General features: G+C 44.0%; 13 protein-coding genes. 5 read left to right on the plus strand and 8 right to left on the minus strand.

All coding sequences use genetic code 11. The features are described from left to right. Positions 1-99: 99 nt before the first annotated feature. Positions 100-1,074, minus strand: coding sequence for an L-histidine N(alpha)-methyltransferase (gene egtD, locus OE749_RS16020; RefSeq protein WP_263713489.1), 975 nt, complete (start codon positions 1,072-1,074; stop codon positions 100-102). A 16-nt stretch (positions 1,075-1,090) separates the two neighbouring features. Beyond that, positions 1,091-2,479, minus strand: a complete 1,389-nt coding sequence (gene egtB / locus OE749_RS16025) for an ergothioneine biosynthesis protein EgtB (protein WP_263713490.1) — start codon at positions 2,477-2,479, stop codon at positions 1,091-1,093. Between the two features lie 334 nt (positions 2,480-2,813). Between egtB and OE749_RS16030 the strand changes: the two genes are divergently transcribed. Next, a complete protein-coding gene (locus OE749_RS16030) occupies positions 2,814-3,218 on the plus strand; it encodes a type 2 periplasmic-binding domain-containing protein (RefSeq protein WP_263713491.1) in 405 nt (134 codons plus the stop codon). Positions 3,219-3,329: 111 nt separating this feature from the next. Here the strand turns inward: OE749_RS16030 and OE749_RS16035 are convergent, their stop codons facing one another. After that, complete coding sequence (locus OE749_RS16035; RefSeq protein ID WP_263713492.1) at positions 3,330-6,482, minus strand: efflux RND transporter permease subunit; 3,153 nt, start codon at positions 6,480-6,482, stop codon at positions 3,330-3,332. Between the two features lie 12 nt (positions 6,483-6,494). Then, positions 6,495-7,655 carry an efflux RND transporter periplasmic adaptor subunit gene (locus OE749_RS16040; protein WP_263713581.1) on the minus strand — a complete coding sequence of 387 codons (1,161 nt, stop codon included), beginning with the start codon at positions 7,653-7,655 and terminating at the stop codon, positions 6,495-6,497. 569 nt (positions 7,656-8,224) lie between these two features. Between OE749_RS16040 and OE749_RS16045 the strand changes: the two genes are divergently transcribed. Further along, on the plus strand, positions 8,225-10,636 hold the full coding sequence (locus OE749_RS16045) for a PilZ domain-containing protein (RefSeq protein ID WP_263713493.1): 2,412 nt from the start codon (positions 8,225-8,227) through the stop codon (positions 10,634-10,636). Positions 10,637-10,678: 42 nt separating this feature from the next. Continuing rightward, positions 10,679-11,554 (plus strand): ATP-grasp domain-containing protein, encoded by an 876-nt coding sequence (locus tag OE749_RS16050; RefSeq protein ID WP_263713494.1) that lies wholly within the window; start codon positions 10,679-10,681, stop codon positions 11,552-11,554. Here OE749_RS16050 and OE749_RS16055 read toward each other — a convergent pair. Then, complete coding sequence (locus tag OE749_RS16055) at positions 11,549-11,998, minus strand: Lrp/AsnC family transcriptional regulator (RefSeq protein ID WP_263713495.1); 450 nt, start codon at positions 11,996-11,998, stop codon at positions 11,549-11,551. The genes OE749_RS16050 and OE749_RS16055 overlap by 6 nt on opposite strands. Positions 11,999-12,153: 155 nt before the next feature. Between OE749_RS16055 and OE749_RS16060 the strand changes: the two genes are divergently transcribed. Then, a complete protein-coding gene (locus OE749_RS16060; RefSeq protein ID WP_263713496.1) occupies positions 12,154-12,909 on the plus strand; it encodes a tryptophan 2,3-dioxygenase family protein in 756 nt (251 codons plus the stop codon). Continuing rightward, positions 12,909-14,015, plus strand: coding sequence for an aminotransferase class V-fold PLP-dependent enzyme (locus tag OE749_RS16065; protein ID WP_263713497.1), 1,107 nt, complete (start codon positions 12,909-12,911; stop codon positions 14,013-14,015). The genes OE749_RS16060 and OE749_RS16065 overlap by 1 nt, the downstream gene beginning before the upstream one ends. 68 nt (positions 14,016-14,083) lie before the next feature. Here OE749_RS16065 and OE749_RS16070 read toward each other — a convergent pair whose 3' ends face one another. The 3 genes from OE749_RS16070 to ribA form a co-directional block, all read right to left on the minus strand. Beyond that, the gene (locus OE749_RS16070) at positions 14,084-15,718 is read right to left on the minus strand and encodes a response regulator (protein ID WP_263713498.1); all 1,635 of its coding nucleotides are present in this window, start codon (positions 15,716-15,718) and stop codon (positions 14,084-14,086) included. A gap of 89 nt (positions 15,719-15,807) precedes the next feature. Further along, positions 15,808-16,869: a DUF3300 domain-containing protein gene (locus OE749_RS16075; protein WP_263713499.1), complete on the minus strand. Its 1,062-nt coding sequence runs from the start codon at positions 16,867-16,869 to the stop codon at positions 15,808-15,810. Positions 16,870-16,964: 95 nt separating this feature from the next. Further along, positions 16,965-17,582, minus strand: coding sequence for a GTP cyclohydrolase II (ribA, locus tag OE749_RS16080; RefSeq protein WP_263713500.1), 618 nt, complete (start codon positions 17,580-17,582; stop codon positions 16,965-16,967). Between the last annotated feature and the right edge of the window lie 42 nt (positions 17,583-17,624).

Consider the following 17,624-nt stretch of genomic DNA (forward strand, 5'->3'; position numbering starts at 1 on the left):
AGACGTTTCAATTCGGTGCTATGTTTCTTATGCGGCGGTGTAATACCATAGTAAAGTGCTCAATAATCTTTACAAGAGTAAGCAGAGAAGGTTCTACAACTAATTAACACTAAACAAGTGAATACTAAACAAATCTTGTGCGTCCACCCAAACATTTTCAGAGGTATAGCCCGATTCTTTAGCAAGGGCTTGAAAGCCATCTACAGAATATTTATATGAATTTTCAGTATGGATAGATTCGCCTTCGCCGAAATAAAAGGTGTGTTCGCCCACGGAGTATTCCTGCGCAGATGTACTTAGCAAGTGCATCTCAATACGACTCAGTGCGTCATTCCAGATCGCTTTATGAATGAAGTTGGTGGGATTAAAGTTCGCACTCAGTTCTCGATTTATGTGGCTGAGAATATTTTTGTTGAATGCAGCGGTTACCCCCGCTGCATCATTGTATGCCGGCTCAAGAATAGAAATGTCCTTTCGTAAATCAATGCCTATCAACAGCATGCCGCCTTGTCCAAGTAATTGCGCAATCCGAGTTAATAACTGTTTGGCCTGGTTAGGCTCGAAGTTGCCTAAACTAGAACCAGGGAAAAATGCGACTTTATTTTCTGCTTCGGTAAAGGGGCTGTCCCAGTATTGGGAGTAATCAACGCATACTGCATTAACATCTAGCCAAGGGTAATCCGTAGCAATTTTTTCTGAGGCATTGAGTAAATGTTGTTTAGAAATGTCCATCGGAATATACGTATTCGGTTTAAGCGCATCGAGTAACATGCGTATTTTAAGGCTACTGCCACTGCCTAATTCGAACAGTGTGCTTTGCTTTCCGACAGACTCCGCCATTTCGCTTGCATGAGCCCGCAATAAACTTATCTCAGTTCGGGTTACGTAGTATTCTGGCAGCGTGCAGATTTGATCGAATAAGGTCGAACCTGTCTCATCGTAAAAGTATTTGGGCGAGAGACGTTTAGGAAGAGAAGATAGCCCCTTTACTACATCATTAAGCATGTCTCCCGTCTCGGGTTCAAAGTCGTAAAAAGCGAATTCGTTGAATGTTGAAGTAGGAAATATGCTCATTAGATGTCTCTCATAGTCAGCGTGCTAAGCGAATACCGCTAAATTGCCAGCGATCTTTGGGGTAAAAGAAATTTCTGTAAGTCATGCGGATATGGTTGGAGTGGGTGGCAAATGAGCCGCCTCTTAACACCATTTGATTGCACATAAATTTGCCGTTGTATTCGCCTATTGCACCGCGGGCGGCTGTAAAGCCGGGGTAGGGGGCATAACTAGACGATGTCCACTCCCAGGTGCTTCCAAACAGTTGTTGTAAACTCGGTGACTCCGTCGCGCAGGCAGGCAGAAATTGTCTCAGACGGGTGGCATCCTCAATAAAATAGCCTTTCTCATCCGTGCAGTGTTTGGCTGCATGCTCCCATTCAAATTCAGTGGGTAACCTAGCACCAGCCCAACGTGCGAAAGCATCGGCTTCGTAATAACTGATATTGGTGACCGGTAAAGATAATGGTAATGGCATCAGGCCATGCAGAGTAAACTGCCACCAGGTTTCTTCTTTCTTGTGCCAGTATAAAGGCGCAGTCCAGTTCTGCTCTTTTCTATGCTGCCAACCATCTGACAGCCATAACAACGGATCAGAATAGCCGCCATATTCAATAAAGTGTAAAAACTCCTCGTTGGTAATCAGCCGATTAGCGAGTGAGTAGGGGGAGAGTAATACATCATGTTTTGGCGTTTCGTTATCGAAGCAAAAGCGGGTGTTTGCATGCGTTGTGGGTACAACTGATTGACCAATGGAGGTGATACCGCCAGCGAATTCGGCATAAGTTAACTCGATGCTATCTGGCGTGTTGTCGTCTGTACTGGCACCTTCATAAGCTGGAAAAAGGGGGTTGAATGAAAAATTATAAAGAATATCTGTGAGCAGTAGCTCTTGGTGTTGCTGCTCGTGATGTAAACCCAAGGTTAGTCGTTGAATTATGTCTGGTGAGGGCTGCTCTTTGAGCAAGCTAACAATGTGCTCATCAACATACTGACGATATGACAAAATATCGCTTAAACTGGGTTTCGATAGCAAACCTCGGTGTGGGCGAGAAAACGGCGTGCCCACACCGTTGTAATAGGAGTTAAATAGTGTTTCAAAGCTTGGATGAAAAGGGGTGTAGTGCTTACCTAAAAATGGGATCAAGATAAAGGTTTCGAAAAACCAGGTCGTGTGCGCTAAATGCCACTTTGGTGGGGACACATAGGCAGCAGCCTGCAAACCATAGTCTTCAATATCCAAGGGCTCGCACAATATTAGAGAGTGATGCCTAGTGTCTGCAAAATACTTAAGACTTACATTGTTGGCAGCGCTTTCGTGTTGTTTACTATGAATAGTCAATGTCGATGAGCGGTGAGTGTTCTCTTGCTCATTGTTTGAAAAAGTCGTTTTCCGTTTATCTGGGTTTTCCGATATTTGTTCCATGATGTGAGTACGACTGTTTTTCGAGTTGTCCCTCAAGAATGGTGAAAAAATGTGCGTTTTTCCAGCCGTTCAAAAAAATTTAATATGACAATGCGCCCAGACAAGTCGATGCATTTACGTGCTTTAACTGAATTTTCAGCAATTTAAGTGTGTTTTTTATAATTTGGTCTATTCTGTCTGTAAGTGCTTTATGGTGAAGAATAGATATGAGGTATTGGCGGCTGATTCATCGTATCCGTTTTTTAGAGAAACGAAAAATCTGCCTGTAAACCCAATGTTGCCTATATTTAAGTCTGACCATGGCACATCTAAATTGAGAACTCGGGGAATAACGATGAAAAAACTTCTTGCCTTATGTTTGGCTAGCACATTCTCTTTAAACGCGATGGCGGTAACCGTCATAGTGCATCCTTCTAACTCTGAACAATTGGATCAGGCATCAATCTCTCGGATTTTTTTGGGAAAAGCCAAGTCCTTTCCTAGCGGTAGCTCTGCGGTCCCGATTAACCTAGAAGAATCCTCTGCGACGACCGAAGAATTTAACAGCAAGGTACTAAATAAATCCTCTAGCCAGTTAAAAGCCTATTGGTCTAAGCTCGTGTTCACTGGCAAAGGCACGCCGCCTAAAACGGTTTCAAGTGATGCGGAAATGATCAATTTGATTGCTAATAATCCGAATATGATTGGTTTTATTAGTGGTGAAGGCGATGGCTCTGTAAAAGCGGTGGGTACGTTCTAATGTAAGTACTATTTCGTAAAAAAAGGCGTCATTGGTTCCCCATGTGACGCCTTTTTTGTTATTTCAATCAACGTTATACGTGTGTAGTGTTGATTGAACACGTGTCTTTAATTAGCTTGTTTGCGTGTTATGCTCATCTGATATGTCATGAGATCTTTTGTTTAACGTGCTTTTTAACCAAGAAAAAGGTCTTCGTAAATCTTGCAGTATCAGATACAAGCATGGAACGAGTAGTAGCGTAACCAGTGTGGCATACATAACCGCAAAGCCCAGCGCGACGGCCATAGGAATAACAAACCTTGCTTGAAGGCTGGTCTCGAACATAATCGGCAACACACCTACAAAGGTAGTAATTGAGGTGAGTGTAATGGCCCTGAATCGAGCACACCCTGCATCAACTACTGCCTCTTTAATAGACCAACCTTGATGTCTTCGCTGGTTAATATAGTCCGTCATCACCAAACTATCGTTAATCACAACTCCTGCCGCAGCGATTAGACCAAATGTCGACATCATGCTGATGTCCAATCCGAAGAAAAAGTGTCCCCAAATCGCGCCTGTTAAACTAAAGGGAATGACCGACATGATAATGAGCGGTTGCCCATAACTCTTAAGTGGCACAGCTAAGAGGATATAAACAATCATCATGCCTGCAAGGAAGAATAGCATTTGCTCATTTTGTTGTGCTTGCTGCTCTTCAATGTCGCCACCTAGCTCGGTTTTTACACCCGGAAATTGCGCCTGAATATCGGGTATAATGGTTGACTTGATGGTGTCTACCACTTCACCGGGTTCAACGGCTTCTTCATCTATTGCACCCCACACATACACACTTCTGTAGCCGCCTTCTCGACGAATATAGCTGACTCCTGGCGCTTCGCTTAAGGAAACCACATCGCCGAGCATGACCTGTTTACCAGAAGGGGTATTAATGGTTGTATATTTAATTTGCGCGAATTGCTCTCGTGTTAGTTTCGGATATCGAACCATCACCCGAATTTCTTCGCCATTACGAATGATTCGTTGCGCCTCTCCGCCATAAAAGCTGGTTCCCATTTGATTGGCTATCGACGCGAGATCCAAACCTAAATCGTAAGCGACAGGTTTTAGCTCTAAACGTACTTCTTTGCTCACAGCATCAATAGTTGAGCTGATATCAAATAAGCCGCGTTGCTCCTGAAGTCTGGCAATTAATGCGCGTCCCGCTTCTGACAACAGGTCGAGATCTTGCGCAAATAATACATAGGCAAAATCGCCGTCGTTTCCGCCTCCCATTAACTCATCTTGAATATTGATTGACTTCATACCGGGAATATCTGGGAGCTTCTCTCGCCATCGTCTGGCAAGCTCGAAAGTGGTAAACGGGCGAAGCTCTTCGTCAACAAGAGGTATGACGATTCTGCCGACGTTACGGGTTTCATTGAATGCGAGCGTGTCGCGTACCATGATTTGTCCAAATTCAGCCTCTATTTCGTCTTCTACGGTATAGATGACTTGCTCAATTTGCTTAATAGCGTCAATGGTCATTGCCTCTGAAGAGGTTTCCTCCATTTCAATGCGAATTTGAGGAAAGTCGTGAGGGATTTTTGGGGTTGGCACCATTCTAACGTGATTAGCCTGAATGAGCCCTATACTCATTAATAACACCGCGACAAAGGCTGACAAAGTCGCCCAACGCCACTCAGTACAGAGGGTTACAAAACGCTTATAGCGGCCATTAACGAAGGCAAAAAAGCGCGTATTGAACTTTTTCCGCCAACTATTGGGACGTGCAGGCGTAAATTTTGTGTGTGCTAAGTGAGCAGGTAGTATCAGTTTTGATTCGATTAAACTGAAAATAAGACACAAAATCACCACGGTCGCGATATTGTAAAAGATTTGTCCATCTGGGCCACTGCTCAAGGTGAATGGCGCAAAGACCGCGATGGTGGTGAGCACGCCAAATGTAGCCGGCGTAGCCACGCGCTTCGCTCCGCGTACCACATTGTCTATACCGCCCCCACTTTTTTCGATTTCTGAATAGGCGCTTTCACCAATCACGATGGCATCATCGACAACAATACCTAGCACCATAATAAACGCAAATAAAGAGGTGATGTTAATGGTGACGCTAAACAGCGGCATCATCATAACAGCACCTAAAAAGCACACGGGTAGTCCCACCATGACCCAAAAGGCTAAACGAAATCGTAAGAATATCGTTAGCATAATGGCCACTAAGATCGCACCCTGAAACAAGTTTGACAGCATCATATCTAAACGTGCGTTCAGGTAATACGTCATGTCTACCAGCGTTTTTAATTGAATTCCCTCAGGAAGTTGAGGATTTTTAACGGCTAGGTAATCTTTCACAGATGTTGCTACCGATACCATGTTTTGTTCGGTGGTTGCGTTTATGGGAATGAATATGCCGTTTTGACCAGAATACTTGAGGTAGCGTTCACCCTCTGTGAATTCATCTTTGATAATCGCGATGTCTTTGAGTAAGACTTTGGCGCCGTTGTTACCAATTTTTACGGGGATGTTTCTGAATTCGTCACCGTTATACATCTGGTTTTGCACTCTCAATGAGACAATGCCTGCGTCAGTGCGCAATTCCCCAGCAGAGAAGTTAGCAGAATAACGCCTTACCGCATTCACCACGTCAGATAAAGATAAATCATATTTACGAAGACTGGAGGGTTCGACTTCAATAGCGATTTCATAACTGGGTGACTGTGTATCAACCAAAGATACATTATCTAATTGAAGCAGTTCGTCTTCGATTTGTTTCGCGATAGGCTTCAGTTTGATTAGTGGCATATCACCAACCAATGCAAGTTGAATCACGTCTTGTTCAAATTCATCCTGCGTTACTTTGACAGGCTCCATGCCTGCTGGGAAAGTAGCGATACTGTCCACACGAAGTTTTACTTTATCAAGTACCTCAGCGAGGGGTTCGTCGGGGTGTATTTCAAGTGTAACGCGGCCGCTATTGCGATACGCCCTAGAGATCATCGTTTTGATTTCGGTGACGTCTTTTAGGGCTTCTTCAACCTTAATGAGGATCCCTTCTTCTATTTCATGTGGTGCAGCGCCTCGGTAGGTCGCTTCAACAAAGATATAGTTGAAAACCTGATTGGGAAACATTTGTCGTTGAATCGTAAAAAAGCTGACAATTCCCATGACAACAATAAAAACCATCATTAGGTTCGCCGCTACAGAGTTTCGCGCGAAGTAAGCGATTAAGCCTTTCTGTGGAGATAAATGCGTATTGGTTTCCATATTACTTCCCACTTACAAGCCTGACGTCATTGCGCCATTTGGCGATGCCGTTTTGTCGGTCACTTTTACGGCCATACCCGATTGCGGGTATTCTGGGAGGGTCAATACTAATTGGTCTTTGGGAATAATATCGCCTCTGATTAAAAAATACTGATTCTCTTCACGAATGATCTCTACTTCTTTTGCTATAAGTGTATCGTCTTCAGCAACCCATAAGATATTGTTAGTCACATACTCTTGGCGTACCTTGTAAACATCGTTGAGTGTTTTTCCTTTGAAGGTAATTTCAACGTAACTACCAAACTTAAGCGCAGGTGCACCGCTGTCTAGCCCGTAAGGATCGTTAATACGAACCACCAATTGGCTCATACGCGTGGTTTCGTCTACTACACCTAAATCTCTAACAATCGCCCCTTCTCGCTGAATACCATATTTACCTGGTACTTTTGTGATAGCGGTTTGACCGATAAGCTCAGTGGGCAAAAATGGCGTATCAAAACCTGCAATGGGTGTGACTATTTCTGCTACTTCAATGTTGCTGATGTGCGCAATTACCGCACCTTGAGATACAAATTGTCCAATACCGATGTCGCGAGATGTAATGAGCGCATCAAAAGGCGCTAACACGTCACAATTTTCTAAATCGCGTTTAGCCAACTTGAGTGCAGCCTTTGCGGATGTAACCGCTGCCTGTGCGCTCAGTACTTGCGGTTTGCGCAGATAGAGGTCTGAAACTGACTGGTTCCCCATATTCGCAGCTTCCTTTTTCGCTACATCAGCGCGAGCGAGTTCCTCAATCAGCTGGGCCTCTGCACGACTCAAATCTGCTTGAGCACGCAACAGAGCTGCTTCGTAAGTGTCTTTTTCAATAGAGAAGAGTTTTTCACCACGCTTAACCAAGCCACCAGGAATAAATTGAGGGTGCCAACTAACGACTTCACCTGATACTTGGGCTGCCAAGCGTGTTGTTTCTAATGGTTTTACTTCACCGTAACCTTGCAAGTTACTGATGTAATTGATGGGCGTAAGCGGAACGGTACTAACGTGAGGGCGGGTATCCACTTTTTCTTTCTCTGGGGGCGCTTCTGCCGTGGCAGAAATCACTTTCATGCCCAAGAATCCCAGTACGAGAAAGCCTACGGGCGCTAAAATTTTGATCCAATTACGTTTTATCACGGGTACGTCCTATTACTTCAGCTATGCTAATCGGTAGAGATTTCGTTGTTCGTTTTATATTCAACCGGAAGCCATATTATTTATAGGGTTAATTTGAACAGATTCTTGAAGCTGAATCTATTCGTTTTTCAAGATTTAAACGTCGTTTTAGTCGGTTTTGATCAGCCAAAAAGGTATGTTTATGTTTGCGTAAATAAGGCGTTAATGAAATAAATATAGCGTGTAAGTTAAGCATATGCGTTGTTTGAAATCGCATGAAAAATGCAGGGGAATTAAGGGGCTATCAGCCTAGCATTTAAGTAAATGTATAGATGACGGTTACTGATCAGATTGGCTATATTGGTATTTTGCTGCATATTTACGTGTGTAAATGAATACTTTTTTATAGCTGTTTGAATTTAAAGCAAATTGTTTGCACACATTACCAACAAAATGTGTAAAATATGTCGCGAAAAGCCAGTATTTTTCACAGTAAATTTAAAATAATAATAATAACTCAGTAATTGACTGCATGGGGTTGTAGCAGAGTATTACGAGCAGGGATGATTGAATTAGGTATCCTGTCTATGAGTGACGAACTCGAAAATTTTACTACTACCATTAATAAGCTCAAGCACTTGCATGCAGATACGAAGCTTAGTTATTTGATTGCTCAACTAGAGCCATCTGCAAAAACGTCACAGCATTTTTTGATAAAAATGGAAATAAAGCGTCTTGCTCAACCAACAAAACGCATTGTTGATCTTCGAGACGTGGTTAAACCAGTATGTAAGCCTACAGAGCGCGGTGGCGTGACACATTTTTTAGACCATCACAATACACTCGAATTTGATCGAGAGATGCGTAATTATGGCAATAATTATACTGTTGGCGTATTTGAACACATTCAGCAGTATGCTAAAAACCACAATAATATTGCAGATAAATCACGCAGTGGCCGTACTAAACTCATTTCAATTGGACACGTAGATCAGCGAACTGAAGAGCGCATTTATTTTACCACTGCGTTATCCATTTACTTCACTACCGACCGATCTCATTGTGAAGATAACAAGCCTGATCTGTTATCTCAATCCACCGATATATCAGAAAATGGCTTAACCATAAAAGTGGAAGACCCTTATGTGATTATTCCTGATGAGGTGATGATCAAATTTGCCGGATTAGAGCGCGAATATTTGATGCCTCAAAGCTTATTTGTGCGTTACACACTATATAAAAAATACGTAAAGGATAGCGTCACATATGCCGTATTTACGCTTCATGACGACCAGCCTAAAACCATTATTTCAGAGTGCAAAGAACTGATAAAGCGTTGTTTTCACAACCACAAACGTCGCAATCGAGTGCCTGTTGAAAACACGGTTGAAGCAGTCGAAAACCGTATTTTTGAGCAATACGTCATTGGCCGGCAAAAAGCACTTCCCGTACTGTTACGGATTAACGGTGACAGATTAACGCCTCTTTCTTTCATGGCGACGCCCGACAACAACGATTTGCGAGCGTATTTAAGTGCTAGTAATGGCCGTTCAATTCTGCCTTATTTATTTGATAATAAATGGATAGATGAATTAGTGAGCAGTGCGGCAACCAGCGTTCAGATTGATGTGTTTGTGTTTAAATTGCGGGATAAGCAAAAGCAATTAAGGGTAGCTTACGTTCCTCTTGCCGCTGTACGCGACGATTTGGCAATGAAGCGGTTTGTGTTAAAAGCGCATGCGAAACAGGGCGTAAAACTTATCAGGCTGCACTTGGTAAAAACGAACACGCTAAAGAGTGCATACATTCCCTCGTCTATACCCGACTCAGTAGGAGAGGCATTTGCCACCTTGAACAGAGAGCCTGAAGGCAAAATCAAAAAGTTATTAGGCATGTGTGAATTCTTCTCTGTTATTGAAGATCTATCTGCTTGCATTGACGTGTTTACGCCTGAAGCCCTGCGTGACGAAGCCTCCGGTGGGTTGCCTGATATGAGTGAATATGTTCTGGAGAAAAGAGGAAAAACGGTCAATCCTGCAGAAACGAAGTCCACGCACGGTGAGCAGCGTGTTGAAGATCGCTTTGTGATTACATTTCCTGTTGAGTTGACGGGGAGAAAACGTGACAAAAAAGACAAGCTTGTCGCAGCGCGTACTATCAATATTTCTTCTCGCGGTATGCACGTTGAAAGCAGCGCTGAACACCCATTCGAGGAAGGTGATGATCTTTTTGTGCAAATGACATTATCGCTAACTGGCAAAGAGCGCTCCTTTAGTCAGCAACGTTACAAGGTAATCCGTGCCGAAGGGCGTAAACTGTGGCTCGCTGTGGCAGGAAATATCGCATTACATGATGCGCGCTTGTATTTAAAAGATGCCTTGTATCACCAAGCTGATGCACTTACATTAGAAGGTGACCGTGAGCCCATTTACGGACTAGGCAAAGCGATGCGAAACCTATATGCCAGCTTGCATCCGCAACTTTTTGCTACGTATGCGCGCGCTCAGCAGTCATTTTTTGCCAATGCACTAATCACGTCCCGCTTTACCCGTTTTCCAGTTTACCGAGATGATGTTCCCCAGCACGTGTGTATAAACAAGCTATGTCAGCATGAGGTTGTGTTGGCAGAGATTAAACAGCAAATGAAAGCGTTGCACACGGAAAATGACAGTACCGCATTTTATATTGTTGCGGTTGCCCGAAAGAACAAAGCCCATAATACCTTTTCGCTGATAGTTGAGGTTGTGCCAGCAAAACAGCCTGCTGAAATGATTGCAAATACAACGAAAAAGTTTAGCTTGATGGGACAGTCGAATGTGTTCAAAGTGGGGGTGCATGCGTTAGCGCCAATATCGGATAAACTGTTTAAAGACGAGCTTCGTTATTTACAAAAGTTCGCCAAGGCAAAACATGCTAAATGTTTAGATATTACCAAGCAGACAAAAGCGCTGGTAGATATTGTAGATGTTACTCATGCTTACCACACATGGGCTGCGTAAACGCTAACGCAACAAGGCAGATAGATAAGGATAGTACCCCTAATGAAACGATGTGCTTTTTTAACGATGGACGACACCAGTGAATTCTTCGTATATGACCATTTAGCGCAGCGTGAATTAGAGACGTTGGGGTGGCATGTAGAAAGCGTGAGTTGGCGCGACGCATCCGCGAATTGGGATGATTTTGCCATCGTGGTTATTCGTAGCCCATGGGATTATCAAGACGCCCCTGAGGCGTTTATGAAGGTGTTGTCTGAGATAGACGACAGCTCTGCCATGCTGTTGAATGATTTTACTACTGTGTCATGGAATATGTCGAAGACCTATTTAGCCGACTTAGCGGACCGGGGCATTGGAATTGTACCCACCCAGTACCATGAACACTTTGAATTGGGTGCGCTTAAACAAGCGTTAGCAGCATTCTCAACAGATAAATTGGTGATTAAGCCAGTAGTCAGCGCCAATGCCGACTTTACTTATATCATTGCCGCTGATTCACTCCAAGAAAGCGTACTCGCATACCAACAAGACTTTTCTGACCGTCCATTTATGTTGCAGCCTTATATTCACAGTATTGCAACAGAAGGTGAGTACTCGCTATTTTATTTTAATGGGGAATACAGTCACTGTATTTTAAAAACACCCAAACAGGGAGATTTTCGTGTTCAAGAAGAACATGGTGGTCGCCTTAAATGCGTTGAGCCTGAACCGACTTTATTGCAGGCGGCGTCTGACACCATCAATGCGATTACATCCACACTGCTGTATGCCCGCATTGACTTTATACGACACCAAGACGCATTTCTACTCATGGAAGTCGAATTAATCGAACCCTCTTTGTATTTCAATATGGATGAGCAATCCGCCAAGCGGTTTGCTGATGCATTGGAACATACCTTTCATGCTACTCAACTATAGCATTTGCGTGTAAGGGCCATTGGCTTTAACCATTCGTGTGGATATAGAGGTTTTGAACCGCTGAACACCGGGCAATGTGCTGAGATCGGCGCGCAATAAGGTGTCGAAGTCGTCAATATCTTTTGCATGAATTTCAAGTACATAATCGAAATCGCCCGTAACCGCATGGCAGGCTCTGACCGATGGGTGTTGAATAATTGCCGCTTCAAATGCTTGATATTGCGAAAAATCAACAACAGCATGAACAAGTGCATGAATGTTCAATCCCAAAGATTCTGGCGACAGTACGGCTGCGAATTGTGTTATTTTCCCCTGCTTTTGCATGGCCTTCACGCGGTTCCAGCACGGCGTTTTGCTGAGTCCTACTTTATCGCCTAACTGAGAAAATGACTGGCGACCGTCACTTTCCAATTCAGCGAGAATATGTTTATCGAGATTATCCATCGTACTTAAAATTTAGCATTAATTAAAACAATGTTCTTTAATGTCGCACAATTAAAGCCTAGTTTAAAACAATGTTTTTACCTCTTTCTCTAAGATCATCCTCATGTAAATGAAACGTTAATGTTAACGTGCGAATCGGCCATGAGAACTTTGAAATGAGCGAATACAGACAGAAATATTCCAAATTGTTAGATGAACCAGAAATGTTGGATTACGGGGTTTACTTAAATTGTGACCGTTTACTTACTAGTCAAAAGCCCTTAAATCAATTGTGTAATGGTGATGAGCTTCAGTTTCAGATCGTGCATCAAGTGGAAGAGCTTTGGATGAAACTTATGGTGTATACCTTAATTGATGTACTGGAGTTTATGGAGGAAGAGAACACCCACCGCGTAGTCACGTTAATGAAGCGTGTGCACTTTATTCAGCGAATGATGAATCAACAATTAGATTTGCTAGAGACGATGTCGCCTAAAGAGTATCAGGAAATTAGACTGCAACTGGGTAACGGTAGCGGACAGGAGTCTCCCGGCTTTAGAACCCTCATGAAAATACCCGCAGATTTATGGACGGTGTTTCAAGCGCGTTATGTCGAAGGAAGAAACAAAACCATTGAGTCTATTTACGACAGTGAATATAACCACGATGATAGCTACGTAGTGGCAGAGTCGCTTATTGAATTTGACGAACTGCTACAAAAGTTTCGCTGGAATCATATATTCCTGATTCATCGTTCAATTGGGTTGGGCTCTCAGTCTCTGAAAGGGCGCTCGGTCGACTTATTACAAAGTGGCGCAAAACATCGATTTTTCCCTGAGCTCTGGGAAATTCGTTGTGATATGACAGACAAATGGGGTGGCGAATACGGTAGAGTACGTGACTCCATTAGTCGTGATAAAAAGGTATCTTAATGACAGGGTTTGATGTACCTGAAGGCATATATTTGTTGAGCCATTCGGTGGGTTGCTTGCCTCGCGTGGCCAAGCAAGCATTGAATGACCACTATTTGTCGCCGTGGAGCGAAAATGGCGGTGATGCTTGGCCCAACTGGTTGGAACACATTGATACGTTTTGCGACCGTATTGCGATGGTCATCAATGGCGCTGGTGGTGATGTATGCCCACAAAGTAATTTATCGTCAGGGCTGACCAAGTATTTGCTTGCGGCGTTTCCTGTATCGGGCAAAAAGCGCGTTCTGATGCATGGTACATCGTTTCCATCCATGGGATTTGTAGTGAGCGCGTTGGCCTCGCATGGATTCGAACTGGTGTTAATTGATGATACCGCCAACCCCACAGATCCAGAGACATGGGAAGCGGCATTAAGCAATAATATCGACATTGCCTTAGTTAGCCATGTTTACTCAAATACGGGGATGTGCGCGCCAGTTGAGGCGATTAGCCAAATGTGTCAAGCACGAAATATCCGTTGTGTGGTGGATGCGGCGCAATCCATAGGGGTGATTCCCATTGATGTGCAACAATGGCAAGCAGATGTGGTGCTAGGTTCGTGCGTTAAATGGTTATGCGGCGGGCCTGGTGCTGGGTTTATGTGGATAAATCCAACACATATTGAGCAACTTCAACCCGTTGATGTCGGTTGGTTTTCTCATGAGAACCCGTTTGAATTCGATATTCGCCATTTTGCCTATCGGCACGATGCCAAACGCTTCTGGGGCGGTACCCCAAGTGTCGCGCCCTATGTCATTGCCGCGTCTAGTGTTCAATACTTATTAGATGCGGGTATCGAAAACATTGCTAGCCACAACAAAGCGCTACAACGTACCGTGTTAGCAAGCAATCCGGCGTTGTCTGAGCGAATTAATATGCAAGCATTAGGAGGGACGTTGTGCTTGTCTTTTTCAGCCAACGTGACGGATAAGCTTTCTGATGCGTTGACTGATATCGGCGCTCGCTTTGATCGCCGTGGTAATGCCCTAAGGTTGTCGTTTCATATTTACAATTCTGCTGACGATGCTGCGAAGGTGGCTGATGTACTGAGTAACGCAACCCGTTGATTTGAAATGCTTTTGCTAGAGTAAGTAATGGTGTTAGGCTGAGTATGGTCTCAGCCTAACATACGCTGTCAGAGCGCGCGCTCTATTGCATTACAGTACTCGTCTACTTTTGCTTTTTGGGTTCTATCTAGTTCCGCCTCTTTTAGCGCGTCCAAACAGAAGTTGGCTGATGTTTGATGCGCGTCATTGAGCCGTTCTTCAGCGCTTATATGGGCGATAATTTTTAACAGACTAATAGCAAAGTTATGATTGTCTGGCGTTAAGGTTAGCGCTTGATTCAGCAAATCAAATGCGGGAGAAAGGCGTCTTTGTTTGTAATGACCCGCTGCCATTTCGGCCAACTCTATCGAGGTAAAATGAATGTTTTTGCGTTCTTCTTTTTCCTGCGACAGATACTCTCTCATCACGTGGCCAATAAACGAATCACTTTCTACCTGACTTTGGGTTTTTTCCAATAATTTTATCGCTTCTTCACGATAGCCAATTTCGTGAAATGCTTTCATTTTATCTAAGCTATCCTCAACCGACACAAGTGGCTCAGTTGACATATGATCTGACAATAGCCCTTCGGCTTTTCTTTTGTCTTTGCGCAAATTTGCGACTCTGGCCTCTACAATATCAAGTTGCTGACGAAGCTCGCCAGACATCGCTGTATTGTCGCGAAGCTCCCTGATATGGCGCTCGGCCGTCACTAGCATACGGTTGGCTTCCATTTCCCCCACTGTTGTAGCGAAATCCAGTGTTGCGCGCACCACGTTTAATGAAAACTCAGGCGTATCATGTATGGAATTCTTGGCATACTTTGCCATAGATTTGGTCGCAGCGAGTTGCCCTTCGCGATCATGGTTTAGTCGTGCCAGATTCCAAGACTTTTTATTGCGTTCTAGATTACGAGGTGCAAGCTCGGTGGCCTTTTTAATTACATCGTAACCTTTTTTATATTCTTCTTTGTCGATGTAATATTCCGCTAACGCGTCGTAGGTTGCAAAACGGGTGTCGTTGCGTCTTAGCAATATTTTGCTTAGTGGTGTGGCTTCTTCGTACTTGTTTTGCTTCAACAGGCTGCGAATTAAACCAATCTGTACCCATGCGTATTTATATCGTTGCGCCAGTCGCCGATAAAATACTTCCGCCTCTTTATATTCGTATAACAGCATCAAGGCGTCGCCCACCATTCGGTTAATGCGAGGGTGATAGTGTTCTAATGTTGCGTCTTGTAGTTGCCGTTCGGCGTGATAAATAGCCGTACTGTACTCGCCTGCATCCATGCAGTATTGAACTTTAAACAGTTCCTGTTTAATCGTAAGAATATGCTTCATGCGCTGTTGTATTCTTACTCTATCGAGTGGTTTAACCCAAAAGTCACTAGGCTCGAGTTCGATGACGCAATTAACTAGCTCTTGCGTAGTGTCGGCAGATAAAAAGATGACGGTGGATGTTTTGTGCACGTACCCTTTAAACTTCATCTCTTCCAGCAAGTTGAAGCCATCTTTGTCGCTTTTGACATCAAAAGAGACAATAAATACATCGAATGAGTGCGTCTCACATAAACGCAAAGCGTAATATGCGTTCTCTGCCGATTTCACATAGGTCATGCCCATCGGCTCTAGTGCATGTTTTATTGCGTTGTGAACAAGGGTTTGGCCATCAATAACCAACACACGCAGTTGTTCAACAGGTTTAGGGGATGGAATTTCCAGCAAGGCGCAGTTCCATTGACTTATTCTTTTACTACTACTCGTCCTGTCTTTAGTGAAACAGGCGCTTCAAGATGAGAGGCCAGTGTTACCTCTCATCTGTCGTGATATTTCCCAATCCTATCTTTTTGTTTTGCCGATCGTCTAGTCTTTTCTTTGTGCTTGTGACTCTTTGTTTGGTTACCACGCGCAACTTTGTTATGCGTTGAGTGATAGTGTGGGCTAACTTTATGCACTTTTTTCAACGGCTTAGATAAAGAGCGTAATGGCTGGTGAGCATGCGAATGAACCTCCCTTTTGGGACGGTGAATCGTTACGCCGTGCTCGTGATTATGGGTACGGCGTGGCGCGTTGTGACGCGACGTTACCCGATAACGCGTTTTGAAATTATGACGATGATGGTGCCAAACTACACTTCGTCGCCACGAATTTCTTTTATGCAATGCGGTGTGATGTAAGTAAATGGCTGAGCCCCAAATAATCGCATGGCGCAATGCATCGTGGTGTGTGTTTACCGACAGGCTCAACCAAATATGAGGGCGGTGATGGCGATGCCACCACGTTCCATACACATAGTTTGAATGATAATGGGGAACGTAATAGGTGCGCTCAAAACGAGGCGTTAGAACGATAATGTCATGTTCATACCGCACCTGCATGTGTTGGCTATCGCGTAAATGCCCTTGTTCGTAGGCGCGATGACGAAGTAGTTGAACTCGTGCTAACAGGTCATCTTGATGATACCGATGATAATAATTCAGGTGATAAAGCCAGTCTTCATCTGCCACCATGTTTCTGATCACATCTTCAAAAGGCAATAGCGCCTTAACACTGGCTGGCCAATGCTTCTTGTTTATCTCTCGGGTTTTCTCATACTCTGATATATAGCGAGTTCGCTGTTGCCACTGGAACGCATGCTTTAAGTCATTGGTGTAAAAAGAGGCCTCTAATATCTGATATAAGAGTGGGTCTGGATACAGTGCAATAGGTGCTAATAAGCTATCGAGGTGAGCAATATCGTCATCACTGATTGTAATGCCGAATTCAGATGCGCTGCTGGCGCTTGAAATTGTCGCTGCTGATAAATTCGCTATGGCGGGTAACGATGTTGCAGCGAGTGTATTCGCGAGTAAAAAGGCGACGATGTTGTGTCTCATGACATGCTCCCATTAAAGTAACCTTGTTAAAGGTATAGCGGGAGAAGGCTTAATTTCGCCTGAATCAAGCCTAACTGAATTGCAAATTAGATGCGTTACTTGAGGAGGTGAGGGTCGAACTCGTGACCAAGCTTTTCAGTTTTGGTACGCAAATAATGGCGGTTATCATCGGTAATGCCATGATCGATTGGTGTTCGGTTAACCACTTCTACCCCAAGGCTCTCCAGTGCGGCGCGCTTCTTGGGGTTGTTGGTCATTAGGTTAACGCGTTTTACACCTAGCTCCGCTAACATGATCTTGCAAATACCATAGTCGCGCAAATCTGCATCAAACCCTAGGTGCTCGTTAGCTTCAACAGTATCTAAACCATTGTCTTGTAGGTTATATGCACGAATTTTGTTTAACAAGCCAATGCCACGACCCTCTTGGCGCAAATACAGTAAAATGCCTTTGCCGTGCTCGACAATGTTTTGTAATGCTTTTTCTAATTGGAATCCACAATCGCAGCGGGTGCTAAATAGGGCATCGCCCGTGAGACACTCAGAGTGAATACGTATAGGGACCACTTCACCTTCTTCCCAATTTCCGTAAGAAAGGGCAACGTGCTCCTGATCTGTATCGGTTTCAACAAAACCGTGAATACGAAACTGCCCCCAACGTGTGGGAAGGGTGGCTGAACTCACGTATTCAAACTTCTCTTCTGACTGACTCATAATGGGTGAAACTACCTATGTTGACGAACCACGGCTGTGAGG

The sequence above is a fragment of the Fluctibacter corallii genome (genome assembly GCF_025751585.1).
Lineage (GTDB): Bacteria > Pseudomonadota > Gammaproteobacteria > Enterobacterales > Alteromonadaceae > Fluctibacter_A > Fluctibacter_A corallii.